General features: G+C 65.1%; 26 protein-coding genes. 11 read left to right on the top strand and 15 right to left on the bottom strand.

Annotated elements, in window-relative coordinates:
• Positions 1-3: 3 nt before the first annotated feature.
• The 7 genes from CDN38_RS18095 to CDN38_RS18065 form a co-directional block, all read right to left on the bottom strand.
• The gene (locus CDN38_RS18095; protein ID WP_075512048.1) at positions 4-192 is read right to left on the bottom strand and encodes a ferredoxin; all 189 of its coding nucleotides are present in this window, start codon (positions 190-192) and stop codon (positions 4-6) included.
• Positions 189-1,460: a cytochrome P450 gene (locus CDN38_RS18090; RefSeq protein ID WP_075512047.1), complete on the bottom strand. Its 1,272-nt coding sequence runs from the start codon at positions 1,458-1,460 to the stop codon at positions 189-191. Before CDN38_RS18090 ends, CDN38_RS18095 begins: the two co-directional genes overlap by 4 nt.
• 135 nt (positions 1,461-1,595) lie before the next feature.
• The gene (locus tag CDN38_RS18085) at positions 1,596-2,099 is read right to left on the bottom strand and encodes a hypothetical protein (RefSeq protein ID WP_075512046.1); all 504 of its coding nucleotides are present in this window, start codon (positions 2,097-2,099) and stop codon (positions 1,596-1,598) included.
• Positions 2,096-2,710, bottom strand: a complete 615-nt coding sequence (locus tag CDN38_RS18080) for a TetR/AcrR family transcriptional regulator (protein ID WP_082277271.1) — start codon at positions 2,708-2,710, stop codon at positions 2,096-2,098. Before CDN38_RS18080 ends, CDN38_RS18085 begins: the two co-directional genes overlap by 4 nt.
• A gap of 85 nt (positions 2,711-2,795) precedes the next feature.
• Positions 2,796-3,944, bottom strand: coding sequence for a thiolase family protein (locus CDN38_RS18075; RefSeq protein ID WP_075512045.1), 1,149 nt, complete (start codon positions 3,942-3,944; stop codon positions 2,796-2,798).
• 133 nt (positions 3,945-4,077) lie between these two features.
• The gene (locus CDN38_RS18070; protein ID WP_036413805.1) at positions 4,078-5,244 is read right to left on the bottom strand and encodes an acyl-CoA dehydrogenase family protein; all 1,167 of its coding nucleotides are present in this window, start codon (positions 5,242-5,244) and stop codon (positions 4,078-4,080) included.
• 63 nt (positions 5,245-5,307) lie between these two features.
• Positions 5,308-6,606: an amidohydrolase family protein gene (locus CDN38_RS18065; protein ID WP_036413807.1), complete on the bottom strand. Its 1,299-nt coding sequence runs from the start codon at positions 6,604-6,606 to the stop codon at positions 5,308-5,310.
• A gap of 280 nt (positions 6,607-6,886) precedes the next feature.
• Here CDN38_RS18065 and CDN38_RS18060 point away from each other — a divergent pair, with 280 nt between their 5' ends.
• From CDN38_RS18060 to CDN38_RS18030, 7 genes are read left to right on the top strand one after another with little or no spacing between them, the layout of a single operon-like run.
• Positions 6,887-7,429: a carboxymuconolactone decarboxylase family protein gene (locus CDN38_RS18060; protein WP_036413809.1), complete on the top strand. Its 543-nt coding sequence runs from the start codon at positions 6,887-6,889 to the stop codon at positions 7,427-7,429.
• Between the two features lie 4 nt (positions 7,430-7,433).
• A complete protein-coding gene (locus CDN38_RS18055; RefSeq protein ID WP_036413812.1) occupies positions 7,434-8,726 on the top strand; it encodes an aromatic ring-hydroxylating oxygenase subunit alpha in 1,293 nt (430 codons plus the stop codon).
• Positions 8,698-9,033, top strand: a complete 336-nt coding sequence (locus tag CDN38_RS18050) for a hypothetical protein (RefSeq protein WP_036413814.1) — start codon at positions 8,698-8,700, stop codon at positions 9,031-9,033. The genes CDN38_RS18055 and CDN38_RS18050 overlap by 29 nt, the downstream gene beginning before the upstream one ends.
• 3 nt (positions 9,034-9,036) lie before the next feature.
• A complete protein-coding gene (locus tag CDN38_RS18045; protein ID WP_036413817.1) occupies positions 9,037-10,251 on the top strand; it encodes a metal-dependent hydrolase family protein in 1,215 nt (404 codons plus the stop codon).
• Position 10,252: 1 nt separating this feature from the next.
• Positions 10,253-10,672, top strand: coding sequence for a nuclear transport factor 2 family protein (locus CDN38_RS18040; protein ID WP_036413820.1), 420 nt, complete (start codon positions 10,253-10,255; stop codon positions 10,670-10,672).
• Entirely contained in the window at positions 10,669-11,757 is a 1,089-nt protein-coding gene (locus CDN38_RS18035) for an acyl-CoA dehydrogenase family protein (RefSeq protein ID WP_075512044.1), read from the top strand. Before CDN38_RS18040 ends, CDN38_RS18035 begins: the two co-directional genes overlap by 4 nt.
• Positions 11,754-12,548: an acyl-CoA dehydrogenase family protein gene (locus CDN38_RS18030; RefSeq protein ID WP_075512043.1), complete on the top strand. Its 795-nt coding sequence runs from the start codon at positions 11,754-11,756 to the stop codon at positions 12,546-12,548. Before CDN38_RS18035 ends, CDN38_RS18030 begins: the two co-directional genes overlap by 4 nt.
• Positions 12,549-12,661: 113 nt before the next feature.
• On the opposite strand, the gene CDN38_RS18025 is transcribed toward CDN38_RS18030, so the two are convergent.
• The 3 genes from CDN38_RS18025 to CDN38_RS18015 form a co-directional block, all read right to left on the bottom strand.
• A complete protein-coding gene (locus tag CDN38_RS18025) occupies positions 12,662-13,096 on the bottom strand; it encodes a DUF4189 domain-containing protein (RefSeq protein ID WP_420865960.1) in 435 nt (144 codons plus the stop codon).
• A gap of 131 nt (positions 13,097-13,227) precedes the next feature.
• Positions 13,228-13,545: a hypothetical protein gene (locus CDN38_RS18020; RefSeq protein ID WP_036409387.1), complete on the bottom strand. Its 318-nt coding sequence runs from the start codon at positions 13,543-13,545 to the stop codon at positions 13,228-13,230.
• 171 nt (positions 13,546-13,716) lie between these two features.
• The gene (locus CDN38_RS18015) at positions 13,717-14,892 is read right to left on the bottom strand and encodes an acyl-CoA dehydrogenase family protein (protein ID WP_036409386.1); all 1,176 of its coding nucleotides are present in this window, start codon (positions 14,890-14,892) and stop codon (positions 13,717-13,719) included.
• A 197-nt stretch (positions 14,893-15,089) separates the two neighbouring features.
• Here CDN38_RS18015 and CDN38_RS18010 point away from each other — a divergent pair, with 197 nt between their 5' ends.
• From CDN38_RS18010 to CDN38_RS17995, 4 genes are all read left to right on the top strand, one after another.
• Positions 15,090-15,743, top strand: a complete 654-nt coding sequence (locus tag CDN38_RS18010) for a TetR/AcrR family transcriptional regulator (protein ID WP_036409384.1) — start codon at positions 15,090-15,092, stop codon at positions 15,741-15,743.
• A 196-nt stretch (positions 15,744-15,939) separates the two neighbouring features.
• On the top strand, positions 15,940-17,142 hold the full coding sequence (locus CDN38_RS18005; RefSeq protein ID WP_036409382.1) for a cytochrome P450: 1,203 nt from the start codon (positions 15,940-15,942) through the stop codon (positions 17,140-17,142).
• Positions 17,143-17,165: 23 nt separating this feature from the next.
• Positions 17,166-18,005, top strand: a complete 840-nt coding sequence (locus CDN38_RS18000; protein WP_036409380.1) for a mycofactocin-coupled SDR family oxidoreductase — start codon at positions 17,166-17,168, stop codon at positions 18,003-18,005.
• 11 nt (positions 18,006-18,016) lie between these two features.
• Positions 18,017-18,847 (top strand): SDR family NAD(P)-dependent oxidoreductase, encoded by an 831-nt coding sequence (locus CDN38_RS17995; protein WP_075512042.1) that lies wholly within the window; start codon positions 18,017-18,019, stop codon positions 18,845-18,847.
• 328 nt (positions 18,848-19,175) lie between these two features.
• Here CDN38_RS17995 and CDN38_RS17990 read toward each other — a convergent pair whose 3' ends face one another.
• From CDN38_RS17990 to CDN38_RS17970, 5 genes are read right to left on the bottom strand one after another with little or no spacing between them, the layout of a single operon-like run.
• Entirely contained in the window at positions 19,176-19,976 is an 801-nt protein-coding gene (locus tag CDN38_RS17990) for an SDR family NAD(P)-dependent oxidoreductase (protein ID WP_075512041.1), read from the bottom strand.
• Between the two features lie 8 nt (positions 19,977-19,984).
• Positions 19,985-22,369 (bottom strand): CaiB/BaiF CoA transferase family protein, encoded by a 2,385-nt coding sequence (locus CDN38_RS17985; RefSeq protein ID WP_075512136.1) that lies wholly within the window; start codon positions 22,367-22,369, stop codon positions 19,985-19,987.
• A 41-nt stretch (positions 22,370-22,410) separates the two neighbouring features.
• Positions 22,411-23,379 (bottom strand): enoyl-CoA hydratase/isomerase family protein, encoded by a 969-nt coding sequence (locus CDN38_RS17980; RefSeq protein ID WP_036416132.1) that lies wholly within the window; start codon positions 23,377-23,379, stop codon positions 22,411-22,413.
• A gap of 2 nt (positions 23,380-23,381) precedes the next feature.
• Positions 23,382-24,491, bottom strand: coding sequence for a M24 family metallopeptidase (locus tag CDN38_RS17975; protein WP_036416134.1), 1,110 nt, complete (start codon positions 24,489-24,491; stop codon positions 23,382-23,384).
• Positions 24,481-25,650, bottom strand: coding sequence for a M24 family metallopeptidase (locus CDN38_RS17970; protein ID WP_082277282.1), 1,170 nt, complete (start codon positions 25,648-25,650; stop codon positions 24,481-24,483). The genes CDN38_RS17975 and CDN38_RS17970 overlap by 11 nt, the downstream gene beginning before the upstream one ends.
• Between the last annotated feature and the right edge of the window lie 21 nt (positions 25,651-25,671).

The raw sequence follows: 25,671 nt of genomic DNA, 5'->3' as shown, positions 1-25,671 counted from the left end.
CGGTCATCGCTCGCTAATCGCCTGCTCGGGACAGCATTCGATGGCCTCGCGGGCGGCTTCCTCCAATTCCGTTGGCACATCCGACGTTATCGCTTCGGCATAGCCGTCGTCGGTCAGGCTGAACACCTCCGGACACAACGTCAGGCACATGCCGTGACCACGGCAGCACTGGTCGTCTACCCACACCCTCATGCCGGCGTGAACTCCAGATGCAGCTCGGTCAGGCCACGCAGGATGTAGGTCGGAACATATTGGTACCGGCGGTCATTCGCCGGACCATGCGCACGCTCGTTGATCCGGATGTCCGACGTGCGGTCCAGCAGCCGCTCCAGTGCCACCCGGGTCTCGGCGCGCGCCAGCGGCGCACCGGGACAACTGTGAATCCCCCGCCCGAACGACAGATGCTGCCGCGCGTTCTTGCGGGCCGGGTCGAATGTCGCGGGGTCTTCGAACCGGCGCGGATCCCGGTTGGCGGCCGCCTGCACAACCATCACGGTGCTGCCCGCGGGCAGGTCGACCCCACCGATATTGACGGGCACCCGGTTCATCCGAAAGTCGCCCTTGACCGGGCTCTCGATGCGCAGCGCCTCCTCGATGAAGTTCGGGATCAGGCTGCGGTCCTTGCGCAACTGCGCCTGAATGTCGGGGCGCTCACCGATGGTCTGCAACGCCGCACCCAGTAGCCGCACGGTGGTCTCCTGGCCCGCCGAGAACACGTTGCACGCAACGCGGGCCACGTCCTCGATGTCGGGGACGGAGCCGTCGGGAAAGGTCGCGGTGGCCAGGCCGGTCAGGACGTCATCGCGGGGTTCGCGGCGGCGGTCCCGAACGTAGTCGGAGAAGGTGCCGTAGAGGAACTCCAGCGGGTTGTGCGCCAGCGATTCCTTGCCAGTGCCGCCGATGCCGCCGCCCGAGTGCTGGCGAATGTTGTTGACGAAGGTGTCCCGGTCCTCTTCCGGCACGCCGAGCAGATCGGCGATCACCAGCAGCGTGAAGGGTCCGGCGAAGCCCTTGATGAATTCGCCCTGGCCCGGGGCCAAGAACCCGTCGAGCACCCGGTCCGCGAGCAGCCACATGGCGTCCTCGTTCTCCTTGAGGCGCTTGGGGGTGATCAGCCGCATCAACAGGGCGCGATGGTTGGTATGTGTCGGCGGGTCCAGGGTGGGCAGCTGGTCGCTGAACGGCAGCTCGTCGCGATGCTGCTCGATCAGCTCGGTTACGTCGTCACCCTCGAGCGGCACCGGGAAACCGGGGAACGGGCCGGTCACCGAGATGCACGAGGAGAACGTCTCGGCGTCGTTCAACACCGCCACCGCTTCATCCCAGCCGGTCACCATGGTCACCCCGTAATGGTTTTCCCGGACGACCGGACACTGGCGGCGCAGCGCCTCGTAGTAGGGGTAGGGGTTCTCGACGAGCCGGCCATCACGGAAGAAGTCCGCCTCGGTGACGTCGTACATGAGAACCTCCCTCTCACTAATGAGTATGACATTTCCATAGGAGGTCGCCAACCGCAACGTTGGCCCGACGCCGACCGTGAAATCCACGACGCGACTACGCCGCGAAGGCGTCGCGACATTCACAGTCGAGGCTGGTTAGGCAGGGACTAAATCAGCCGCGACCGACGGGCAGGTCATCCACCCGCTGCGGAAGATCTCGGTTGGCCCGATGGAATCCTGGGGCAGCGCGGCCGCGGCCATCGCCTGAGCCTTGAAGGTCCGAGCGGCCATGCTCAGCGGATGCTGTACCTGACCGACGCTGTCATCCAGCTCGGCCGGCCAGGTCTGTCCCCAAAGCGTGACTTCGGTGCCGCCATGATCGAGGGCCTTCAGCACGCCTCGCCGCACCCGCGAGTCGCGTCCGAAGAGATCGGCCGCGACGGCCAGGGCCTGTGGGCGCGGACGGGTATCCACCGATGCCAAGGCGTCTTCGAGGTCGAGTGTCTGGACCCCGAGGATCTGCAGCGGCCGGTTGTCAGGGTGGTCAGCGATAAGCACGGTGACGTCCCAGCCCGCCATCGCCCGGTCAAAGAGCCACCCGCCGGCGAACTGCACCACGTCGGCGACGCTCGAAGCGACGACGTCGAGGCGGTATCTCATGTCTTCTGGGACGTCCTGGGCGGGGCGAAGTCCCGTGCCAATGACTCCGCGTACTCCTTGAACACCTCGGTCAGGGGTATCGAAGGATTGAGCAACCATATCGTTTCCATTCCGTGGACGAAGGCCAGAATCTCCACTGCCTTGACAGCCGGATCTATCTCGCTGCGATACCGGCCGTCCGCCTGACCGCGCCGGATGAGTTCGGCGACAATGTCGATCGCTTCGCGCTGTCGGGCCAGCATGCGGTCGTGCAGCGGGGCGTCGGGAAGGATGTTTTCGACCAGCAGCACGGTGAACGTGCCGACCAGTTCGGGTGCCCGGTTGAAGCGATCGGCAACCCGTGCGATTTCGACGAGGAGATCACCGGCCCGGTCGGCATGGGAGTCGTCATCGAGGTCACGAGCGTCTAGCACCGCGTGCAGCAGCTGTTCCTTGGATTCGAAGTGATGCAATAGTCCCGCCGGGCTGACCCCGGCTTCCCCGGCAATCTGGGCCAGCGTCGTATTGCGCCAGCCGTTGCGCGTCAACAGCCGCTGCGCGACCTCAAGGATCCGCTGCTTGCGGTCCTCGCCCTTGGCCAGAAGCGTGCTGTACGGCCGTGCGTCGGGCACCGCACTCCTTAGTCTCACCGAAAACCTACTGAACATACAGTAGGTTGGTTTGGCCGCGCCCACAAGAGGCGGCGCACGCACCGTGTTAAGCCACGAGCTCGACGAGGGTGGCGTTGGCGGTGCCGCCACCCTCGCACATGGTCTGTAGGCCGTAGCGAATCCCGTTGTCGCGCATGTGATGCACCATTCGCGTCATCAACACCGCGCCGGACGCGCCCAGCGGGTGGCCCAGCGCGATGGCTCCGCCCAACGGATTTAGCCGATCCGGATCGGCTCCGGTTTCGGCGAGCCACGCCAGTGGCACCGGCGCGAACGCTTCGTTCACCTCGAAGACGCCAACCTCCGATAGCGCCACACAAGCCTTGCGCAGCACCTTCTCGGTCGCCGGAATCGGGCCGGTGAGCATGAGCACCGGATCGGCCCCGGTGACCGCGCCCGCTCGGTAGCGCACTATCGGCGTCAACCCCAGCTCCAGCGCCATCGCCGAGGTGGTCACCAACAGCGCGGCCGCGCCGTCAGAGATTTGCGACGAGTTGCCCGCGTGGATGACACCGTCGTCAATGAATGCCGGCTTGAGGGCCGCCAGTTTCTCGACACTGGTCCCGCGCCGCACGCCCTCGTCGGCGTTCACCATCGTTGCGTGGTCGACAAAAACCGGCACGATCTGGCCGATGAAGGCCCCGCGGTCCTGGGCTGCGGCGGCGAGCTCATGGGATCGAGCGGAGTATTCGTCGAGCTGGCCCCGGGAAAACCCCCACTTCGTGGCAATCATCTCCGCCGACAGCCCTTGGTTGAACGAGAAATCACCATAGCGGGCAAGGACTTTCGGCCCATACGGCATCCCGGTCGCCCTGGCCGCACCGAGCGGAACGCGGCTCATCACTTCGACCCCACCGGCCACCACGACGTCTTGCTGACCCGACATCACCGCTTGCACCGCAAAGTCGAGCGCCTGCTGGCTGGAACCGCACGCCCGATTGACCGTAGTTCCCGGGATGCTCTCCGGCCAGCCCGCGGCCAGGACCGCGTAGCGGCCGATGTTGCTGGACTGGTCACCGACCTGGGACACACACCCCCAGATCACGTCGTCGACGATCTCAGGGTTGATACCGGTGCGTTCCAGCAGTTCGTTGAGGACGATGGCGGACAAGTCGGCGGCGTGCATTCCGGACAATCCGCCGTTGCGTTTTCCCACCGCGGTCCGCACGGCTTCGACGATGACTGTTTCACGCAAGGTCTGCTCCGATCAATCCAATCCCGTCCCGCCCACCACCCCATCATCGCCGAACGTGTACTGAGTGCGAAAAAATCACGAAAAAATTGCAGTGAGTACACGTTCGACGAGCAACACAGTACCGCTGAGTCGCTCAGTAACTTCTAGGCAGCTTGAGCGCATGCGTGCCAAGAAAATTCAGGATCATCTCCTGGCTGATCGGTGCGATCTTCATCAGGCGGGCCTCGCGGAAGTAGCGCGCGACGTGATACTCCTCCGCGTATCCCATGCCGCCGTGGGTTTGCAATGCCCGGTCGGCCGCGGTGAAACCGGCGTCGGCGCACAGGTACTTGGCGGTATTCGCTTCGCGCCCACAGGGTTTGCCGTTGTCATAGAGCCACGTCGCCTTGCGCAACATCAGCTCGGCGGCGTCCAGCCGGGCCAGCGCGTCGGCCAGCGGGAACTGGATGCCCTGGTTCATGCCGATCGGCCGGCCGAAGACCTCACGTTCGTTGGCGTACTTGACCGCCTTGTCGAGTGCGACCCTGCCGATCCCTAACGCTTCGGCCGCGATCAGCATCCGCTCCGGGTTCAGTCCGTCGAGGATGTACTGGAAACCCTTGCCCTCCTCGCCAATCCGGTCCTCGACCGGCACCTCCAGGTTGTCGATGAACAACTCGTTGGAGCTCACAGCGTTGCGGCCCATCTTGGGAATCGGGCGGACGTCGACGTGGCTGCGGTCCAGGTCGGTGAGGAACAGCGTCATCCCGTCGGTCTTCTTGCTGACTTCGTCATAGCTTTGGGTGCGAGTTAGCAGCAGAATCTTGTCGGATTCCATCGCCTTGGAGATCCACACCTTGCGGCCGTTGACGATATAGCGATCGCCGTCGCGCTTGGCGAAGGTGGTGATGCGTGAAGTGTCAAGCCCCGCACCGGGTTCGGTCACGCCGAAGCACACGTGCACTTCGCCAGTGGCGACGCGCGGCAATGTGCGCGCCTTGAGTTCCTCGGAGCCGTGCACCACTACGGGTTGCATGCCGAAGATCGACAAGTGAATCGAGCTGGCGGCATTCATTGCGCCGCCGGATTTGGCGACCTCCTCCAGCAGGATCGTGGCCTCGGTGATGCCCAGGCCATGGCCGCCGTACTCGGTCGGAATCGTCATCCCCAGCCAGCCGCCGTCGGCTATGGCGCGGTAGAACTCGAGCGGAAACTCGTACGCCTGGTCTTTTTCCATCCAGTAGTGGTCGTCGAACTTGCGCGCCAACTCCGCCACCGACCGGCGAATCAGCTCCTGGTCTTCCGTGAGCTCAAACTCCATCCCCTGCGCGCCTCCTTTCAGCGCGAGCTGGGGGTACCTCCCGGCTGGCCAGCATGGGGCGCCTCAATCCTGGTTGCCGGTAAGCTCTTTCGCGCTGGCCGCAAACTCCGCGAACGACGAACCCGCCCGCTGGTCCTTGTGGTGGCTGAGCGCCCGAATGGACACGTCGTGGCCCTCGGCGGCCTTGCGCAACGCGCCGATCGTCGCCTGCTCCGGCGTGATGTGGGTGAACGGGTCGAACGAGTACCAGCGCATCGCGTTCTGGTGGGTCATCTTGTTGATCTCGTCGTCCGGCACGTTGTTCACCGACAGGACGTCCCAGAGTTCCTCGGGTGCGCCCGGCCACATCGAGTCGCTGTGCGGGTAGTCGGCCTCCCAGCAGATGTTGTCGATGCCAATCATGTTGCGCAGCGCCACGCCCACCTTGTCGCTGATGAAGCAGGTGAGGAAGTGCTCGCGGAACACATCGGAGGGCAGCTTGCCGCCGAAGTTCTGATGCGTCCACGTCGAGTGCATCTCGTAGGTGCGGTCCGCTCGCTCCAGGAAGTAGGGGATCCATCCGGTCCCGCCCTCCGAGAGCGCGATCTTCAGATCCGGGTACTCCTTGATGGGCCGTGACCACAGCAGGTCCGCGGCGGCCTGCACGATGTTCATCGGCTGCAGCGTGATCATCACGTCCATCGGCGCGTCCGGCGCGGTGATCGCGAGCCGGCCCGACGATCCGATATGGATGTTCATCACGGTGTTGGTGTCGCACAACGCCTTCCACAGCGGGTTCCAGTACTCGTTGTGGAAGCTGGGGTAGCCCATCGCGGCCGGGTTCTCGGTGAAGGTCAGCGCGCGCACACCCTTCTTCGACACCCGACGCACCTCCGCCGCACACGCCTCGGCATCCCAGATCACCGGTATCGCCATCGGGATGAACCGCGCCGGGTAGGCACCGCACCACTCATCGATGTGCCAGTCGTTGTAGGCCTGCACCAGCGCCACCGAGAAATCGGGATCGTCGGTGGCAAACAGCCGCCCGGCAAAGCCCGGGAACGACGGGAAGCAGATCGAAGCCAGGATGCCGCCGGCATTCATGTCCTTGACTCGTTCGTCGACGTTGTAACAACCCGGCCGAATCTCGTCCAGACCCGTGGGCTCGATCCCGTATTCCTCCTTGGGCCGGCCGGCCACCGCGTTGAGCGCCACATTCGGGATCACCGTGTCGCGGAACTTCCACATGTCCGAGCCGTCGGGGTTGTGCACCAGCCGCGGTGCGTCGTCGAGGTATTTCGACGACAGGTGGTTCTTGAACATGTTCGGCGGCTCAACGGTGTGGTCGTCGACGCTGATCAGGATCATGTCCTCTTTGTTCATGGCCGTACCCCTCTCCCTTGGGCCCATCGAGTGTCTCCGCGGGCGGCCACCGAGCCGGCATCGGCGAGCCACCACTGCCTCCAAGCTCTCTACTGTTGGAAACTATCTTCTCGCGAAGTGAGAATCAACATTCAGCGCAGCTGCGCGGGCGGGCGCAGCGAAACTCCACGCAGCGGGATTGACCCGGGAAACGAATCATGCAACTCTATTAGTTGGAAATGAGAATCTGATTCTCCGGACAAGAGAGGATCGGGACAAAGCGTCGAGAGGAGGCCGTCGGATGCGTCTGCCGCCACTGCCGGCCGACCAGTGGGACGAGAGCGTCCGGCAGTCGCTCTCGGGCATGTTGCCCCCGGAACGCCGCAACCCGGGAGACGCCGGCAACGCGCTGTCGACGTTCGCCCATCACCCCGCGCTGGCCAAGGCGTTCCTGCGATTCAACATCCACCTGTTGTTCGCCTCCACATTGCCGCCCCGGATCCGCGAACTGGCCATCCTGCGGATTGCGCATCGTCGCGGCTGCGCCTACGAGTGGACCCATCACGTGTCGCTGGCCCGAAAGGCCGGAATCGGCGAAGACGAGGTGGCCGCGGTCCGCCGCGGTGAAGCCGGCGACGACTTCGAACGCGCGGTGCTCACCGGCGTCGACGAACTCGACGAGAAGTCGGAGTTGTCCGACGAGACCTGGGCCGCTCTCGGCGAACGCCTCGACGACCGTCAGCGAATGGACTACGTGTTCACGGTCGGCTGCTATGCACTACTGGCCATGGCTTTCAACACTTTTGGCGTCGAGCTGGAACAAGACTCGAAACAAGAGAGGTAGTACCTTGCCCCACTTCACCAAACCAGCCGCGGGGAGCTGGACGCAAAACTATCCCGAATTGGGCACCGCACCGGTCGACTACACCGATTCGATCGACCCGCAGTACTTCGCCGAGGAACAGCAGGCGATCTTCCGGCGCACCTGGCTCAACGTCGGCCGTGTCGAACGCCTGCCCCGGACCGGCAGTTACTTCACCAAGGAGCTGCCGTCGGCCGGCGCCGGCATGTCGGTGATCGTCGTCAAAGGCAAGGACGGCGTGATCCGGGCCTTCCACAACATCTGCCGTCACCGCGGAAACAAGCTGGTATGGAACGACTTTCCGCACGAAGAGACCGCGGGCACCTGTCGGCAGTTCACCTGCAAATACCATGCCTGGCGCTACAGCCTCGACGGCGAGCTGACCTTCATCCAACAGGAGGACGAGTTCTTCGACGTCGACAAAAGCCAGTACGGCCTCAAGCCGGTGCGCTGCGAGGTGTGGGAGGGGTTCGTCTTCGTCAACCTCGACCCAAACGCGACGCCGCTTACCGAATACCTGGGCCCGATGGCCAAAGGCATCGAGGGTTACCCCTTCCACGAGATGACCGAGGTGTATTCCTACAAGGCCGACGTCGGCAGCAACTGGAAGCTGTTCATCGACGCGTTCGCGGAGTTCTACCACGCGCCGGTACTGCACCAGGGCCAGTACACCAAGGATGAAGCCGCCAAGATGATGAAATACGGCTTCGAGGCGCTGCACTATGAGCTGACGGGCCCGCACGCGATGATCTCGGTCTGGGGCGGTCAGTCGCCACCCGCCGACCTGAGCATGGTCAAGCCCATGGACCGGGTGCTGCGCAGTGGGCTGTTCGGCCCCTGGGACCGTCCCGACTTGATCAGTCAACTCGATGAGCTGCCGCCGGGCATCAACCCGTGCAAGGCAAAGCAGTGGGGCATCGACTCGTTTCTGTTCTTCCCGAACTTCATGCTGCTGATCTGGGCGCCCGGCTGGTATCTCACCTACCACTACTGGCCGACCGCGGTGGACAGGCACATCTTTGAGACCAGCCTGTATTTCGTGCCGCCGCGAAACGCGCGGGAGCGGTTGGCCCAAGAGCTGGCCGCCGTCACGTTCAAGGAATACGCGCTGCAGGACGCCAACACCCTGGAAGCCACCCAGACCATGATCGGCACCAAGGTGGTCACCGAATTTCCGTTGTGCGATCAGGAAATTCTGCTTCGGCATCTGCACAAGATGACCGGGGACTACGTCAAGGAGTACCGCAACAATGGCCACGCCAAGCAAGCTGCCCGCTGAATTCGCCGACCTCGAGCCCTATCTGGACTGGGACCTGGCCACCGAGCCCGAGCGCTACGCCAAGCGGTTGGCCTCTTCCATGTCGGAGATGCAGGCGTTTTACGACGCGGCATTCCCCCGCCTGAACGACGCGATCGCCTACTGTGACAAGTATCCGCTCGACGATCTGCCCGAGGACGCACGGACGCTGATGCACGTGATGCAGTCGCTGATCATGGTGTCGTTTCCGGTGGAGGCCTGGAAGCAGCCGCGGGTACCCGACAGCGGCGCGGCCTGGGTGGAGCTGATCAAGGAGCCGGTGATCTGACAGGTGATTACGGTCAAGGCCGCCGGGCTGCTCGACATTGACGCCGGCGAGATCGTCCGGCCCGGCGTGGTGCGGGTGGACGGCGACCGGATCGTCGGCATCGGTGGCGCTTCCGAGGGTGACGTGATCGATCTGGGCGACCAGATCCTGCTGCCCGGGCTGATGGACATGGAAGTCAATCTGCTGATGGGCGGGCGCGGGGAGAAGCCCGGTTTGTCGCAGGTGCAGGATGACCCGCCGACGCGGGTGTTGCGTGCGGTCGGCAATGCCCGCCGCACGCTGCGCGCCGGGTTCACCACGGTGCGCAATCTGGGCTTGTTCGTCAAGACCGGCGGGTACCTACTCGATGTCGCGCTGGGCAGGGCCATCGATGCCGGCTGGATCGACGGACCCCGGATAGTGCCTGCGGGACATGCCATTACACCCACCGGCGGGCATCTCGACCCCACCATGTTCGCCGCCTTCGCACCGCACGTGCTGGACCTCACCGTCGAGGAAGGCATAGCCAACGGCATCGACGAGATACGCAAGGCGGTGCGCTACCAGATCAAGCACGGCGCTCAGCTGATCAAGGTCTGCTGCTCCGGCGGAGTGATGTCGCTGACGGGACCGCCTGGCGCGCAACACTATTCCGACGAAGAGCTGCGCGCTATCGTCGACGAGGCGCACCGGCGCGGGCTGCGGGTCGCCGCGCACACACACGGCGCCGACGCGGTCCGGCACGCCGTCGCCGCCGGCATCGACTGCATCGAGCACGGCTTCCTCGTCGACGACGAGGCGATCGCGACGATGGTGGCGCACGGCACGTTTCTGGTGTCGACCCGCCGCCTGGCCGACGGCGATGCGATGGACGTCTCCCATGCCGCGCCCGAGTTGCAGGCCAAGGCCGCCGAGATGTTCCCGCGGGCGCGCACCTCGATGCTGGCCGCTTACCGGGCCGGCGTGAAGATCGCCGTCGGCACTGACGCTCCCGCGATACCGCACGGCCGCAACGCCGACGAGCTGGTCACCCTCGTCGAGTGGGGTATCCCGCCGCTGGCCGTGCTGCGGGCAGCCACGGTGACCGCCGCCGAGCTGATCAACGTCGCCGACCGGGGCCGGCTTGCCGCTGGCCAGTTGGCGGACATCATCGCCGTGCCGGGAAACCCGTTGGAAGACATCACCGTTACCCGCAACGTCAGCTTTGTCATGAAAGGCGGCAAGGTCTTTGTCCGATAACATGCCCAGCAGAACTGACGACCTGGTCGAGATCCAGCAGTTGCTGGCACGCTATGCCGTCACCATCACCCAGGAAGACATCGAGGGGCTGCTGAGTGTCTTCACGCCCGACGGGACATACAGCGCCTTCGGCGACACCTATCACCTCGACAGGTTTCCGCAATTGGTGGCCGCGGCCCCAAAGGGCTTGTTTCTCACCGGAACCGCGCTGGTGGATCTCGACGGTGATTCGGCAACCGGCACCCAGCCGCTGTGCTTTATTGAACACACCACCCACGACATGCGAATCGGCTACTACCGCGACACCTACCTGCGCACGTCCGATGGCTGGCGGCTGAAAACCCGCGCGATGACGTTCATCCGGCGCAGCGGCGCGCATGACTCCGGGCGCCCGCACGCCGTCGGGCGTCCCGCCCCGTGAATGTCGAACAGTTCCGGGCCGACCTGCGCGCATGGCTCGACGAGCACGATCTGACGCCCGGACCCGACCATTCGCTGCGCGGTCAGATGCAGCAGCTCGCGCGTGTCCACCGGGCGTTGTACGACGCCGGTTGGATGCGCTACGGCTGGCCGGTCGAGGTCGGCGGACTGGGCGGGCCCGCGCTGCTGCGAGCGATCGTCGGCGAGGAGGTGGTCGGCCGCCGGCTGGCCGAACCGGGCCCCTACTCGATGGTCGAGGTGCTCGCGCCCACGATGATCGACTACGCGCCGGCAGAACTCGCGGCGCGGCTGGTGCCGCGGCTGCTCAGCGGTCGCGAGCACTGGTGTCAGGGCTTTTCGGAACCGGGTTCGGGCAGTGACCTGGCGTCGTTGTCCACCCGCGCCGCCCCCCACGAGGACGACTGGATTGTCAACGGGCAGAAGGTGTGGACCAGCTTCGCGCAGTTCGCCACCCGATGCATCCTGCTCACCCGCACCGGGCCGGGGCATGACGGACTCACCGCGTTCGTCGTCGACCTGGACACGCCCGGCATCACGATTCGCCCGCTGCGCACCATGCACGGTGTCGACGAATTCTGCGAGGTCTACTACGACAACGTGGTGATCCCGGCCAGCCGGATGCTGGGCCGCCCGGGAGACGGCTGGCGGCTGGCGATGGACCTGTTGCCGTATGAGCGCTCGACCTGCTTTTGGCAACGGATCGCGTATCTGTATTCCCGATTCGACGCGCTGATCGCCGAGGCTGACGACCCCGACGAAGGTGCGCTTGGCGCAACCTATCTCGCGTTGCACACGCTACGGTGCCGCTCCCGCGCCACCCAGCACCGATTGGCCGGCGGCGCCCGCCTCGGGGCGGAGACCTCAATTGACAAGGTGCTGTTGGCAACCGCCGAGCAACGCCTCTACGACACCGTTCGCGACCTGCTGCCCGGAACGCTCGAGCTCGACGACACAGCGTGGCGACCGGAATACCTGTACTCGCGCGCGGCGACCATCTATGGCGGTACCGCCGAGATTCAGCGCAACATCATCGCCCGTCGGCTGCTCGGTCTCGGGAAGGAATGACGGTGGAGCCCGAGGCACTGCGCTTGCTGGCCGACTCCCTGCGCGCCACGATGACCGCGGCCAGGGGCGCCAAGCTCGACGCGGCGTTGTCCGATCTCGGCTGGCACGACATGCTCGATGAAATACCTTATGTTGCAATCCCTTTGGTGTTCCGGCTGCTCGGCGAGACCGGCGGGCACGCTCCCGTGCTCAACGATGTGGTGCTGCGCGCGGCCGGACGGGCGGACGGCGGTACCGTACCGTTGCCGTTCGCGGGGGGTTCGTGGGTGGTGTGGGAACGCGACGACGGGGCCAACTCAACGCTGGGCGAATTGCCGATACATCGCGTGCCAGAGGGCGATCCGGTACCGCTCGCCGCGGGCCGGCGCGCGGTGGGCTGGTGGCTGGTCGGCACCGGCCGGGCGATGTTGGCGCTGGCACGCCGGCATGCGCTGGACCGCGTCCAGTTCGGGAGGCCGATCGCGTCTTTCCAGGCGGTCCGGCACCGGCTGGCCGAGGCGCTCGTCGCCCTCGAGGGCGCCGAAGCCGCCGTGCAGGCCGCCACCGACGAACCCGACGAGCTCGCGTGCTTGCTGGCCAAGGCCGCCGCCGGCCAGGCCGCGCTGACCGTCGCCCGACATTGCCAGCAGGTGCTCGGCGGCATCGGCTTCACCGCCGAACACGCGTTGCACCGCCACGTCAAGCGGTCGCTGGTGCTCGACGGACTGCTGGGCAGCTCACAAGAGCTCGTGCTGGAGGCCGGAGTTGCTTTGCGAGCCAAGGGATTTGCTCCTCGGCTGGCTCATCTCTAGTACAGCTGAGCCGCGACAGTGAATCTCACGACGCGACACCCAGACGCGGCGTCGAGCAATTCACACTCGCGGCGGGGCTAGCCGGGGGCTAGCCGAGGGCTAGCCGCGCGGAATCACAACCCGTTACACAGCCAGTTGACGATCTGCCCGGCGCCGAGCCTGTTGACGGCGTCCGCCATTGCCTCGCTGAGCGTGACGCCGCTTCCGCCTTGGTAGGTCGAGCCGTCATAGGCGACCGCTCCGCATCGTTTGAAGCCAATGAGCACCTTGCAGGTGTCGAGGCCGCACTGGTCCAATGCGACTTGCTCCGCTTTTGCCGGGGTCAAGTAATTCCGCGATTTACCCCACTCGCCGGTCGGGGCATAGGCGATGGCGCCATAGTGGATCCTCGGCGGGATAGGCATTTCGGGCACCATGCCCATTTCGGACAGCACAGCGCTATCGATATGGGCATCTAGCGGCGGAACCAGCGGGAGCGCTACAACCATCAGCCCAACGGTAGCCCCCACGGTGGCTGCTGCAAGCGTGATCCGACGTCGTGTTGTCATCATTTTTCCCGACCCCTTTCTGCGGTCTGCAATCCAGCGGTGTGAGTAGGTCCAGATGACATACGTAAACAACTGTGTCGAAAGATGAGAGGCTGGGCGCTGCTAGTTCTGGCGCGGCCCTAGGTCTCCGACTACGGGTGCGGCGCTGGTGTTGTCGTGCTGGGCATTTGCTGAGGACCCATCATTCCGCCCGGACCCATTCCGGGTCCCATCCGTCCGCCGGAATCCATCATCGAGCAGCCGCCGTCACGCCCGCCGTAAGGGCCGTGTGTAGCCCGACCCAAGAAGAACCCGGAGAAGAAGATCAGAGCAACGATGAACACGACACCGGCGATGATGCCCACCCAGGTCAACAGTTGATCTAGCCAACCGGGCCGGCCAGATCGATCGTCATACCGGCGCTGCTCCGCGCCGGTGGTCGGTTCGGCAGATTCTGGTGTATGCGTCATGCGTGGAATGATGCCACATAAGTACCCTACACGGGTATGGTCTTTAGACCCTAAATAGCGCGTAATCGTTCACACTGACCAGCAAAGGAAGCCCTATCTGGGTATACACACCCCTCTAGGGTGGGTACGTTTCGCCGTGACGGTGTCAGCCGGCGGCTGCGCCGACGGGGCCTAGTCGCGCGGGAGGCCGAGGATGCGCTCGGCGATGATGTTTCGCTGGATTTCCGAGGTGCCGCCGGCGATGGTGCCGGCGAAGCTGCGCGCATACCGGTCGAACCAGCTGCCGTAGTGGGCGTCGAGGTTCAGCGGCGCGAATGGGGCGCTCACGCAGGGGTGCACCAGCCCGTCGGCTTCCGCGGCGTTCAGCGCATCTTCCGAGGCACGCTGCAAGGCCTCCGAACCGAGCAGCTTGAGCACGGACTGGGCGGGCACATCTTCGTCTCCGCGCGCGGCCCGGGCCAGGGCCGCAGACCCCAGCAGCCGCATCGCGTGGGTATCCATCACCAGCGTGGCGTAACGATCGCGTTGCAGAATTCCCGTCGGAGCGAAGTCGATTGTCAACTCGCCCAACAGGTTTGCGTATCCCAGCCACAGCATGACGCGTTCGTGGCCCAGTGAGCCGGTTGCCACCCGCCAGCCTTCGTTGAGCTCTCCCACCAGATTCTCGACCGGTACCCGCACATCGGTGAAGAACACCTCGTTGAACTCGACGTCGTCGTGACCGCACACCGACGGAAACGGTCGTCGCACCACACCGGGGGTATCCGTGGGAATCAGCAAGACACTGATGCCCTGGTGTTTCGGGGCTTGGGGGTCGGTGCGCACGAACGTCAGCAACACATCGGCGTCATGGGCGCCCGACGTCCACACCTTCTGTCCGTTGACGACGAAGTGGTCACCATCGGGCACCGCCCGCGTCGTCAATGACGCCAGATCCGAACCGGCGCCGGGTTCGCTCATGCCCAGCGACGCGGTCAGCTCGGCGCGCAGGATCGGCACGGCCCAGCGCCGCTTCTGCTCCGCGGTCCCGAACGACAGCAACGATTCGGCGATGATCCCCACACCCTGCGGGTTGAAGCTGCGGTAAATGCGCCGCCGGGCCAATTCCTCCAAGTACACGTACTGCTGCAATAGCGAGGCGTTGCGGCCGCCGAACTCCGCCGGATTGCCCGGCAGCAGCCACCCGTTGTCGAACAGCAGCCGCTGCCACCGGCGCGCCCACTGCGGGAGGTGCGAGCACGAACGCGGCCGCTGCATCCCCGCAGCCTCGTCGGGCAGATGATGGTCGAGGAACGCGACGAACTCGCGGCGAAAGGCCTCGACGTCGGCATCAAAGGTCAGCTGCACGGCACTCCTGGACGCCCGCTCTTTTGATCGTGCTTCCCAAACACGCGGGTAAGAGAATAGTATTCTCACTCTGAGGAAGTTACAATCTCCAAGACATCGTCGACGAGCCCGTGAGGAGGTCGAGCGCAGCGATGCCACGGCGTTCTCCGGTACAGTCCAACCATGTTTTGTCCCCGCGGCAGTCGCCCGAGCCGCCCGTGACTAATCCCAGCGAAGAACCGGCCTGGAAGCAGCGTGCCGTCGAGCGGTCCATCAAGACCGCGAAATTGCGGGCGGCACAGCGGGTTCAGCGTTTCCTGGACGCCGCGCAGGCGATCATCATCGAAAAGGGCAGCACGGATTTCACCGTCCAGGAAGTCGTGGACCGCTCCCGCCAGTCGTTGCGGAGCTTCTATCTACAGTTCGACGGCAAGCACGAGCTGCTGCTTGCGTTGTTCGAGGATGCGCTGAGCCGTTCGGCCGACCAGATCCGGGCCGCTACGGACGGACACACCGACCCGCTGGAGCGGCTGAAAGTCGCCATCGAGCTGTTGTACGAGGCCTCACGGCCCGACCCCACGGCCCAGCGACCCCTGTTCACCGACTTCGCGCCGCGCCTGCTCGTTACGCATCCGGCCGAGGTCAAGATCGCTCACGCACCCCTGCTGGCGTTGCTGACCGAGCTCATGGAGGATGCCGGTAAAGCCGGCAAGCTGCGCGTCGACGTCAATCCCCGGCGGATGGCCGCGATGACCATGCAGACCGTCATGTTCATTGCGCAGTCAAGCGGCGGCAAAGACGAGGCGACGGCCCATCCCATCACCGCCGAGGAGGTATGGGACTTCTGCTCACGCGGCTTCGCCGGCGCGTAGCGGTTCCAAATATCGCACCGAGTCGTATCGAGCCGAGCCGTTGAGAACTTGATTCTCCGCCATTGAGATTGATAAATAGCAAAAACGAATCCGCCGTTGACACATATTGGCGAATGATGACAGAGTTCAGATGCGGCACGATTCGCGCTCCCGTGGGGGAAACGGGTGAGCGCGTTCCGGCGAGAGGCGATAACCCGTGACAGTCACCGCAGCTAGCGACGTGTATTTCGATCCGTACGACGTAGCGCTCAACGCCGACCCCTATCCGATGTTCCGCCGGCTCCGGGACGAGGCACCGCTGTACTACAACGACCGGCACGACTTCTACGCGCTGAGCAGGTTCGCCGACGTCGAACGGGCGATCGTCGATTATCAGACGTTCAGCTCAGCCAAGGGCGCGATCCTGGAAATCATCAAGGCCAACATCGACATCCCGCCGGGCGTGCTGGTATTCGAGGACCCGCCCATTCACGACGTTCACCGTAAGTTGTTGTCGCGCATGTTCACCCCGCGCAAGATCAGCGATCTTGAGCCGCAGATCCGCGAATTCTGTTCGCGCAGTTTGGATCCGCTGGTCGGAACCGGCAAGTTCGACTTCGTCGCCGACCTCGGAGCGCAGATGCCGATGCGGGTCATCGGCATGCTGCTGGGCGTGCCCGAGGAAGACCAAGAAGCCGCACGCGATTTCGCCAACGCTCAGCTGCGGACCGAGGCCGGCAAGCCGATGAAGGCTTCCGCCTACGGCATGGCCAGCGGCGACTTCTTCGCCCGCTACCTCGATTGGCGCGCCGAGCATCCCTCGGACGACATCATGACCGAACTGCTCAACGTCGAGTTCGAGGACGAGACCGCAACGGTGCGCCGGCTCAGACGCGACGAACTGCTCACCTATGTCAGCGTCGTGTCCGGAGCGGGCAACGAAACCACCACCCGGCTGATCGGCTGGGCGGGCAAAGTGCTGGCCGAGCATCCGGATCAGCGCCGCGCGCTGGTCGACGACCCGTCGTTGATTCCGCAGGCCGTCGAGGAGTTGCTGCGGTACGAGCCGCCAGCTCCGCACGTGGCCAGGTATGTGACCCGAGGCGTCGAGTACTACGGCCGGCAGGTGCCCGAGGGCAGCGTCATGATGATGCTCATCGGGGCGGCCAACCGCGACCACCGCCAATTCCCGCCCGATGGCGATGTTTTCGATATCCGGCGCGAGCCGCGTCAGCACCTGACGTTCAGCGTCGGTACCCACTACTGTCTGGGCTCGGCGCTGGCGCGGCTGGAGGGACGGATCGCGCTCGAGGAGATCCTGAAGCGCTTCCCGGCATGGGACGTGGACCTCGCCAACGCAAAGCTGTCCCCCACCTCTACGGTGCGGGGCTGGGAGACCATGCCGGCCGTAATCGGCTGAGCTGCTTGAGAAATGAGGTAATCATGGCTGGACGTGTCGACGGGAAAGTCGCCTTCATCACCGGGGCGGCACGCGGTCAGGGCCGCAGCCACGCGGTGCGATTGGCGCAGGAAGGCGCCGACATCATCGCCGTCGACGTGTGCAAACCCATCGTCGCCAACACCACCATCCCGGCCTCGACCCCCGAGGACCTTGCCCAGACAGCCGATCTCGTCAAGGGCCACAACCGCAGAATCTTCACGGCCGAGGTCGACGTGCGCGACTACGACGCGCTCAAAGCCGCGGTGGATACCGGCGTGGAGCAATTGGGCCGGCTGGACATCATCGTGGCGAACGCCGGGATCGGCAACGGCGGCGACACCCTGGACAAGACCACCGAACACGACTGGCAGGAGATGATCGACGTCAACCTGTCGGGTGTCTGGAAGACTGTCAAAGCCGGTGTGCCCCATCTGATTGCCGGCGGCAGCGGCGGGTCGATCATCCTGACCAGTTCGGTGGGCGGACTGAAGGCCTACCCCCATTGCGGCAATTATGTGGCGGCCAAACATGGCGTGGTGGGCCTGATGCGGTCCTTCGCAGTTGAGTTGGGAAAGCACATGATTCGGGTCAATTCGGTGCATCCGACGCATGTCAGCACCGCGATGATCATGAACGAGGGGACGTGGAAGCTGTTCCGCCCGGACCTGGAGAATCCGGGTGCCGACGACATGGCGCCGGTCTGTCAGCTGTTCCACACGCTGCCGATTCCGTGGGTCGAGGCCGAGGATATCAGTAATGCCGTGCTGTTCCTGGCCTCCGACGAATCCCGGTACATCACCGGAGTCACCCTGCCCGTCGACGCGGGAAGCTGCCTGAAATAGGGTTGCGTCGTATGGACGGATTCACCGGGCGCGGGGCGGTCATCACTGGCGGCGCGAGTGGCATCGGTTTGGCCACGGCCACCGAGTTCGCCCGTCGCGGCGCCAGTGTCGTGCTCGCCGACATCGACAAGCCCGGGCTCGAACAGGCCGTCACGCACCTGCGTGCCGGTGGCTTCGAGGTGCACGGTGTCATGTGCGACGTCCGCCATCTGCGCGAAGTCACCCGTCTCGCCGACGAAGCTACCCGCCGGCTGGGGCGCGTCGACATCGTCTTCAGCAACGCCGGCATTGTCGTCGCGGGTCCGATCGCCGACATGACGCACGACGACTGGCGCTGGGTGATCGATATCGACCTGTGGGGCTCGATTCATGCCGTCGAGGCATTCTTGCCGGGGCTGCTCGAACATGGCGGTCACATCGCGTTCACCGCATCCTTCGCCGGGCTGGTGCCCAATGTCGGCCTCGGGGCGTACGGCGTTGCCAAGTACGGCGTCGTCGGCCTGGCCGAAACCCTGGCCCGCGAGGTCAAGGACCGTGGTGTCGGCGTTACGGTGCTGTGCCCCATGGTAGTTGACACCAAACTGGTGTCCAACTCCGAACGAATCCGCGGTGCTGACTACGGGTTGTCATCGGCGCCGGACATGACGGGCGCGGCGGGTCCACTGCCGGCGCAGGATGACAGCCTCACCGTTGACGACGCCGCACGGTTGACGGCCGACGCGATTCTGGCCAACCGTCTCTATGCGCTGCCGCACCAGGCCTCTCGGACCTCGATCCGGCGCAGGTTCGAACGTATCGATCGAACCTTCGACGAGCAGGCCGCCGAGGGTTGGCGCCACTAGGGCCGCGCCAATCCCTTCAGCCACACCAGTCACTGACCGGGGGAACACGCGATTCGCCCACCTCACAGCGACAAGCTGGCGCGTGGTGGGGGTGCGTTGTCGTCGGGGTTGACGGTGTCGAGCCTGCGCTCACGGTGTCGAGCGTGCTCTGACAGTATCGACTGTGCGCTGACGGCTTTGAGCGTGCCGTCAGGGCGGGCCGATCGTGATATTTCCGCCCTACGCGCACGCCCAAAGCCGTCGGCGCACACTCGATACGGGGGCATGACACTCGACCCGGGGACTCATTGTCACGTCCAACGACTACCGCGCCACGCCGGCAGCCTCGCTAGCCCAGCCGGTATTCCCCGGTCCGGGAGCCGTGATGCCAACCGCCCGCGGCGTGCGTACCACCGTCCACGTGCAGCGTTTCGCCGGTGAGGTAGCTCGACATATCAGAGGCGAGAAAGGCTGCAAAGCCGGCGATTTCGTCGACAGACCCGGGGCGCCCCAACGGCACCACGGTGCCGATGCCGGCCATCTCGGTGCCACTGCCGAGGCGCTCCAGGCCTTCGGTCAGCGTGATATCCGGTGCGATCGCGTTGACTCGGATGCGGTGCGGCGCCAGTTCCAGAGCCGCGGTCTTGGTGTAGCTGATCACACCGGCTTTGGCCGCGGCGTAGACCGCGTAACCCGGTGCGGCCCGCACGCCTTCGATCGAGGTCACGTTGATGATGCTGCCAGGCACGCTCGCAGTCACCAAGCGCCGCGCGATGCGCTGCGTACACAACAGCACATGGCGTAAGTTGGCGCGGTAGAGCGCATCCCAACCGTTTTCGCTGGTCTCCAGCAGCGGCGACGAGAACACGCCGCCGGCGTTGTTGACCAGGATGCTCACTGGCCCCAATCCGCTTTCGGTGCGCTGCAGCGCGGCGTCGACTTGGCCGCTGTCCCGAACATCGGTGGTGACGCCTAGTACTTTGAGGGATTCCGCAGTTTGCGAACATTTTTCGGGGTCGCGCTCCCAGATGGCCACCGAAGCGCCGAAGGCCGCCAGGCCGGCGGCGATACCGCGCCCGATCCCCGATCCACCGCCGGTTACCACCGCGACGCGGCCGTTGAGGAGAATGTCGGATGGGTCAATTGCCATGGTGCGCTTCAGGTTGCCGAGTACATCACCGGCGCCTGGCCGATCACGCCGTCGGCTTCCAATTCGGCGATCTCGGCGGCCGACAGGCCGAGTTGGTTCAGTAACTCACGATTGTGCTGTCCCAGCAGCGGCGCCGGCTCGGTGTGGAACCGGCAAGGCCCGCCAGACAACCGCATCGGCATGCTGCTGAGCCTAACCGGGCCATTCACCGGGTGGTCGATGACCTCGAAAAAGCCGCGAGCGACCAGTTGCGCCAGCTCTGGCTGGCGGTGCGGCTGTATCACCTTGGCCACCGGCACACCGGCATCCCACAACGCCGCGATAATCGCATCGCTGCTGCGCCGCTCGCACCATGCCGCCAGATGATCATCGATCACATCCTCGTGGGCCCGTCGGCCGCTGGCGGTGGCCAGCGCGAGGTCCGTCGCCCACGAGGGTGATCCAAGTGCGGTGCACAGGTGTTGCCACTGGACGTCGGTCGCCACCGCGATGGCGACCCAACTGTCAGCGCGGCCGAACTCGTCGATGTCGGCACTGCGGTAAAGATTCTGCGGCACCGCAGTGGGTCCCCGGTTGCCTGCTCGCTGCAGCACCGCGCCGTAAGCGGTGTATTCGATGGTCTGCTCGGCGGCGATGCTCAGTGCCGCATCCACCATAGCCGCCTCCACCAGCACGCCCTGGCCGGTGCGGCGGCGATGCTCGAGCGCCAGCAGCAATGCGCTGACCGCGTGCACACCCGAATTGGGGTCACCGACCGAATACGGCTCGAACGGCGGAATGTCGGGATAGCCGGTCAGCCAGCTGATTCCGGCCGCGGATTCGATGACGTAGGCGAATGCCGGATTGTCCCGCCACGGCCCGTTGAGGCCGAACCCGGGCATGCGCAGCATCACCACATCGGGGCGAATCGACTGAATGGTCGCGAAATCCAACCCCATCTGGTCCATTACCCGAGGCGTGAAATTCTCCGTGATCACATCACAAGTCACGATGAGCCGATGCAGCACCTCTCGGCCGCGCGGGCTGGCCAGGTCCAGCGTGAGGTCCTTCTTGTTGGTGTTCAGTGCCGCGAAGATCGGCGACTTCTCCCACCACTGATCCTCGGTCACCGCGATGTCGGCGATCAGCCGGGTCCCGTCCGGGTGGCGGGTGGACTCGATATGGATGACCTCGGCGCCGAGCATGGCCAGGAAATGAGTGCAGCAGGGGCCGGCCCAGAAGGTCGTCATGTCGAGGACACGAAGACCGCTGAGCGGCAACGAAGTTGGCACATCGGTGGGCGGCGTCTTTGGCGCTGTGCCCGCGGACCGGTAACGCTCGGTATGTTCGCCAAGCCGCGGCGCCGGTGCCGGTTGGCGAAGCTGCGCGGGCCACATCCGGTAAGGATGGCCCGGCTGCAGGAACCCGTCGCGGGGATTGACCACGAAGGAACCGCGCTCCCGGAAGTGCTCCAGCGATGCGATGTTGGCGCCGTTGGCCACCGGTGCGTTGGGAATGCGGAATGCCGTGGCGAGTTCCCGGATCTCGTCGACCGGGTAACTGCGTACCCACGCGTAGATCTCGTCGGCATGGACGTTGGCCTGCTCGGTGATCGACAGTGGTGATTGTTCGTCGATCCACTCCGGGTGGCCGACCATCGTGCACAGGTCGAACCATTGCTGCGCAGTGCCGCATCCGAGGTCCACCAATCCGTCTTGCGCCTGCGCCACACCCGGCACGGTGAGCTTGCGGGCGTCGCGCCAGGGCCGCCCGAGCATTTCGAAGTAGGTCGCGGGATAGTAGGTCAGACCGAGGACCTGGGTTTCCAGCATGGACAGGTCGATCAGTTGCCCTGCTCCACTGCTGATTTGGCGGTGACGGGACGCCAGGGTGGCAGCGCTCGCGTAGGCCCCGGCGAGATATTCGCCGACCTGTCCGCCGACGAATACCGGTGCCCGGTCCGGGACGCCGCGCCCCAATCCGACCATGCCACCCGACCACGCCTGCAGGGTGAATTCGGTTGCGGGGCGGTCGTGCCAGGGGCCGTGCAGTCCGAAGGGGCTGATCGAGGTGACGATGAGGTGGGGATGGCGGCGCTGCATCTCCTCGGGTCTGAAATGCTCAGCGACCGCCGAACCGGCCGACCACACCACGGCGTTGGCCGAGGCCAACAGCGTCTCGACCAACTCGACATCGGCCCCGCTGGCGGGATCGACAACGACACTGTATTTCGCGCCGGCCAGAAAGCTGAACAGCGCGCCGTCGGTGCCGGGCTCGACGACGGCTCCCGAGGCCGACCAGGAGCGCAACGGATCACCCTCTGGCGGTTCGACTTTGACGACGTCCGCGCCGCCGTCGGCCAGCAGTTTGGTGCAGTAGGCGCCGGCAATGCCGGTGGACAGCTCCACCACCATATAGCCGGCCAGTGGCGGCTCGGCTGCTGAGTTCGCCGTCACTAACCCTTCTTCTTCTTCCGGTCGGGGCGATCCTTCTTGCTCAGACGCCATTCCGGGGGAAGCCGGCTGTCGTAGTCTTTGACCGCGGCTCCCAGACCCTGCTCGATGGCGTCGTCGAGCATCAGGTCGTCGGAGTCGGCCCGCACGCCGCTGCCCATCGATTCGAAGAAACCGCTGAGCAGGCTGCCCATATACTCGCCCTGAAACTGCTTCATGATTTCGAAGAACACCTTCTGCATGAAAACGGTGTCGTTGGGCCGGTTGCGCGCACACGCCAACGCGTACTTCGCCACCTCGGCTTCGAGTTGGTCGCGGGGCACCACGCTGTTGAGGAAGTTGCAGTCGTACATCTCCGCGGCGGTGAAAGCCCGTCCGGTGAACACCATCTCCTGAAACTTCCGGATGCCCATGGTCTGCGCCCACCACCACATCCGCGGACCCCACCCGTAGTACCGAAACGACGGATGCCCGAAGAGCGCATCGTCGCTGGAGATCACCAAATCAGCGTCGGCGGCCTGATAGAAGTGCCAGCCGTAGCAGTAGCCCTTCACCTCCAGAATGCTGATCTTCTTGAAATCCTGCAGGCCGCGGATCCCCGAGTTCGGGTTGGCATACCATTGGCTCACCGACGCGCCGTGACGGAACGTACCGATGGGTGGGTATTTGACTTCGTCTGCGCCGATGCGGAATTCGGCAAGCCGCCGACCTTGATCGGCCGAGTCCATGACGTCCATGAATTCCTCGAGATCGGCACCCGAACCGAGGTCCTCCCCGGCACCGCGAATCACCAACACCTTGACGTCATCATCGATGCTCGCGCGATGCAGCAAGTCGGCGTAGCGCAGCCGGGCGGCGATCGTTGGCGCGTTGAGGTGGCCTGGGCGGTCGAACGTGATGGTGGCGATGCGGTTTTTGGAATCCTTCTCGTACCGGATGACCTTCTCCACCGGTGGATCCGATTCAGCCATGGCTATGCCCGCCACATCGGGCAGGAGGTCAGAACTTCGGGCCCGTCGGCGGTGATCAGCACGGCTTCACGGCCGAATACCGCGCCGATCCCTCGTTCCCAGACGTATCCCGTCACGGCAAGAACCATTCCCGGCTCCAATCGTTCATCGGCTGCTGTCCGCGGTAGCTGTGATGAAATTACCGGCGGGTCGAAGCCCATGCCCAGGCCTCGCGCCACCGGCATCGGCGGGTCCGGCTCACCCGACGCGGCGTAAGCCACCAACAGCTCGCCGGCCCGGGCATCCGGTTGACATGCCGCAATCAGCTTCTGCCACAGGGCCTCCCAGCGCCGGTAAAGAGGCGCGGCGCCGCCGGCCGGCCAGGTCCGGCCCACCTCGCCGATGTAACCGTCGGCCAGCACCCCGGCCGAGAAGGCTACCAAGTCGCCATCCTGCACGCGACCGTCACCGTCGACAAGTCGCCACGGGTGATCGCGCGACGTCACCCACACGACGTCCTGATTCGACGGCGTACTCACTCCGCCGGCGGCCAGGGCTTCCAGCAGCACTCCGGCCAAGAGCTGTTCGCTGACCCCGGGCCGCAGCTCGGCGACGGCTGCGGCCAACCCCGATTCGGCCACCGCAATGGCGTGCCGTAGCGCGGCAACCTCCTGGTCGGTCTTGATCCGCCGGGCCGCACGCATGGCGAGTTCCCCGTCCACCAGCTCGGCGTTGGGAAAGGCCGTCGGCAGCAGTTGCGCGAAAACCGGTGACAGCGCATCGGTGCCGACGCGCCGGGCGGTCGCGGCGCCCTCGATGCGCTGCAGCACCGCAATGGTATTCAGCGGATTCCAGGAGATCCCATACAGGTTTTCGTGCGGGATATCGTCGGGGACGCCTTCGTCCCAGGTGCTGAGCAGATGAACGGCGCCGGTGGCGCGCACCAGCACGCAGGTCGGGCCGAACGGGCGGGTCCCGGCGACCCACAGTTGCGGTGTGCCCGAGACGTAACGGACATTGGCCTGCCGCCCGAGGACCAGGATGTCGAGGTCGTGCGCGGCCATCTGCTCCAGCGCCCGTTGGCGACGTCCCAAGCGCAACGCCCGATCGTCGGGCAGAACTTCAGTCGACATAAGGGTCGTAGGGGTAGTCGGTCAATCGTGCCGAGCCTTCCTCGGTGATCACCAGCACCTCTTCGCTGCGGTAGCCGCCGGTGCCGTCCTCCCACACCACCGGCTCCAAGACCAGCACCATACCGGGTTGCAGGACAAAGCTTTCGTCGAACTCGTCGCCGAGATCGGTTCCGATCATGGGCATTTCGGCGGCGTTGACGCCGATGCCATGCCCCAGGTAGAAGTGCGGCAGCCAGGGCCTGGTGCCGCCGTTGGCGTCCGTCGCAGCCCGGCCCAGTTCGGCGGCGGTGACTCCGGCGCGGGCCACACCCACCACCGCGGCCATGATCTCGCGCCATCTGTCGAACTGCGCCTGCTGCCGCGGCGCCGGGTCACTCCCGACGATCCAGGTCCGCCCGAAGTCTGAGCAATAACCCCGGTAGGTGATGCTGACGTCGGTCCACAACACGTCGCCCGCGCGCAGCTCCCGCTCGGTGGTGAGCAGCGGTAGCGCCAGATCTCCGTGAGTGGTCCACACTCCCTCGGCCCTACTCTGCGGCATCACCTGCCAAATCGGTTCGAGCATGCTGGCGGTGGCGCCCAATTCGAAGGCCCGGCGCAGAAACTTCGCGGACAAATCGATTTGGCGTACGCCAGGCGCCAGCGCGCGATGGACTTCGACCATCGCCTCGTCGGTGATCCGGACGGCGGCGCGAATGCATGCCAATTCGTCTGCAGTCTTGATCACCTTGGCGGCGCTGACGATGGCGCTCGCATCCTCAGGAGGACCATTGGGAAACAACATATTCCGGGCTCGCGACATGGCGCCGGTCAGCTCGTCCACCGCTATCGTCGAGCGGCTGGGAATCAGGCCGGCCAGCTGGCGAGCGAAAAGCTCGACGCCTTCGTCGAATTCAAGATAGACCGGCCCGTGCAGGTGATCGGCCGGCAACTCCGACTCGTGCGAAGCGCCGGCACGGTAGGGCAGAAACAGATGCGGCCACTCGTCGTCGACGAGCACCACCGCCACCGGCCGTTCGACGTAGGACAATCCGGCGTCCCCCAGGGGCCAACTGGTTCCGGTGGCGTAGACGACGGCGCTGTTGCCGAGCAGGATCATCGCGTCCACCCCACGTTCGGCCATCGCCGTGCGCAGCCGGGCCCCGGTTTCCCGGCGCATCCGGGTCAGATCCGGGGTGTC

The sequence above is a fragment of the Mycobacterium ostraviense genome, from assembly GCF_002705925.1.
In the GTDB taxonomy this organism is placed as follows: domain Bacteria; phylum Actinomycetota; class Actinomycetes; order Mycobacteriales; family Mycobacteriaceae; genus Mycobacterium; species Mycobacterium ostraviense.
Note: the sequence above shows the minus strand (reverse complement) of the source record. Positions and strands in the feature narration are given on the sequence as shown.

Bases quoted from the DNA above. Each gene is read 5' to 3' on its own strand.
- CDN38_RS18050 (WP_036413814.1), top strand. From the start codon at position 8,698: ATGGCCACGCCAAGCAAGCTGCCCGCTGAATTCGCCGACCTCGAGCCC.
- CDN38_RS18095 (WP_075512048.1), bottom strand. From the start codon at position 192: ATGAGGGTGTGGGTAGACGACCAGTGCTGCCGTGGTCACGGCATGTGC.
- CDN38_RS18025 (WP_420865960.1), bottom strand. From the start codon at position 13,096: ATGACAACACGACGTCGGATCACGCTTGCAGCAGCCACCGTGGGGGCT.
- CDN38_RS18070 (WP_036413805.1), bottom strand. From the start codon at position 5,244: ATGGAGTTTGAGCTCACGGAAGACCAGGAGCTGATTCGCCGGTCGGTG.
- CDN38_RS18030 (WP_075512043.1), top strand. From the start codon at position 11,754: ATGACGGTGGAGCCCGAGGCACTGCGCTTGCTGGCCGACTCCCTGCGC.
- CDN38_RS18000 (WP_036409380.1), top strand. From the start codon at position 17,166: ATGGCTGGACGTGTCGACGGGAAAGTCGCCTTCATCACCGGGGCGGCA.
- CDN38_RS18090 (WP_075512047.1), bottom strand. From the start codon at position 1,460: ATGTACGACGTCACCGAGGCGGACTTCTTCCGTGATGGCCGGCTCGTC.
- CDN38_RS17975 (WP_036416134.1), bottom strand. From the start codon at position 24,491: ATGTCGACTGAAGTTCTGCCCGACGATCGGGCGTTGCGCTTGGGACGT.
- CDN38_RS17970 (WP_082277282.1), bottom strand. From the start codon at position 25,650: ATGCGCCGGGAAACCGGGGCCCGGCTGCGCACGGCGATGGCCGAACGT.
- CDN38_RS17995 (WP_075512042.1), top strand. From the start codon at position 18,017: ATGGACGGATTCACCGGGCGCGGGGCGGTCATCACTGGCGGCGCGAGT.
- CDN38_RS17990 (WP_075512041.1), bottom strand. From the start codon at position 19,976: ATGGCAATTGACCCATCCGACATTCTCCTCAACGGCCGCGTCGCGGTG.
- CDN38_RS18020 (WP_036409387.1), bottom strand. From the start codon at position 13,545: ATGACGCATACACCAGAATCTGCCGAACCGACCACCGGCGCGGAGCAG.
- CDN38_RS18085 (WP_075512046.1), bottom strand. From the start codon at position 2,099: ATGAGATACCGCCTCGACGTCGTCGCTTCGAGCGTCGCCGACGTGGTG.
- CDN38_RS17985 (WP_075512136.1), bottom strand. From the start codon at position 22,369: ATGGTGGTGGAGCTGTCCACCGGCATTGCCGGCGCCTACTGCACCAAA.
- CDN38_RS18060 (WP_036413809.1), top strand. From the start codon at position 6,887: ATGCGTCTGCCGCCACTGCCGGCCGACCAGTGGGACGAGAGCGTCCGG.
- CDN38_RS18065 (WP_036413807.1), bottom strand. From the start codon at position 6,606: ATGAACAAAGAGGACATGATCCTGATCAGCGTCGACGACCACACCGTT.
- CDN38_RS17980 (WP_036416132.1), bottom strand. From the start codon at position 23,379: ATGGCTGAATCGGATCCACCGGTGGAGAAGGTCATCCGGTACGAGAAG.
- CDN38_RS18040 (WP_036413820.1), top strand. From the start codon at position 10,253: ATGCCCAGCAGAACTGACGACCTGGTCGAGATCCAGCAGTTGCTGGCA.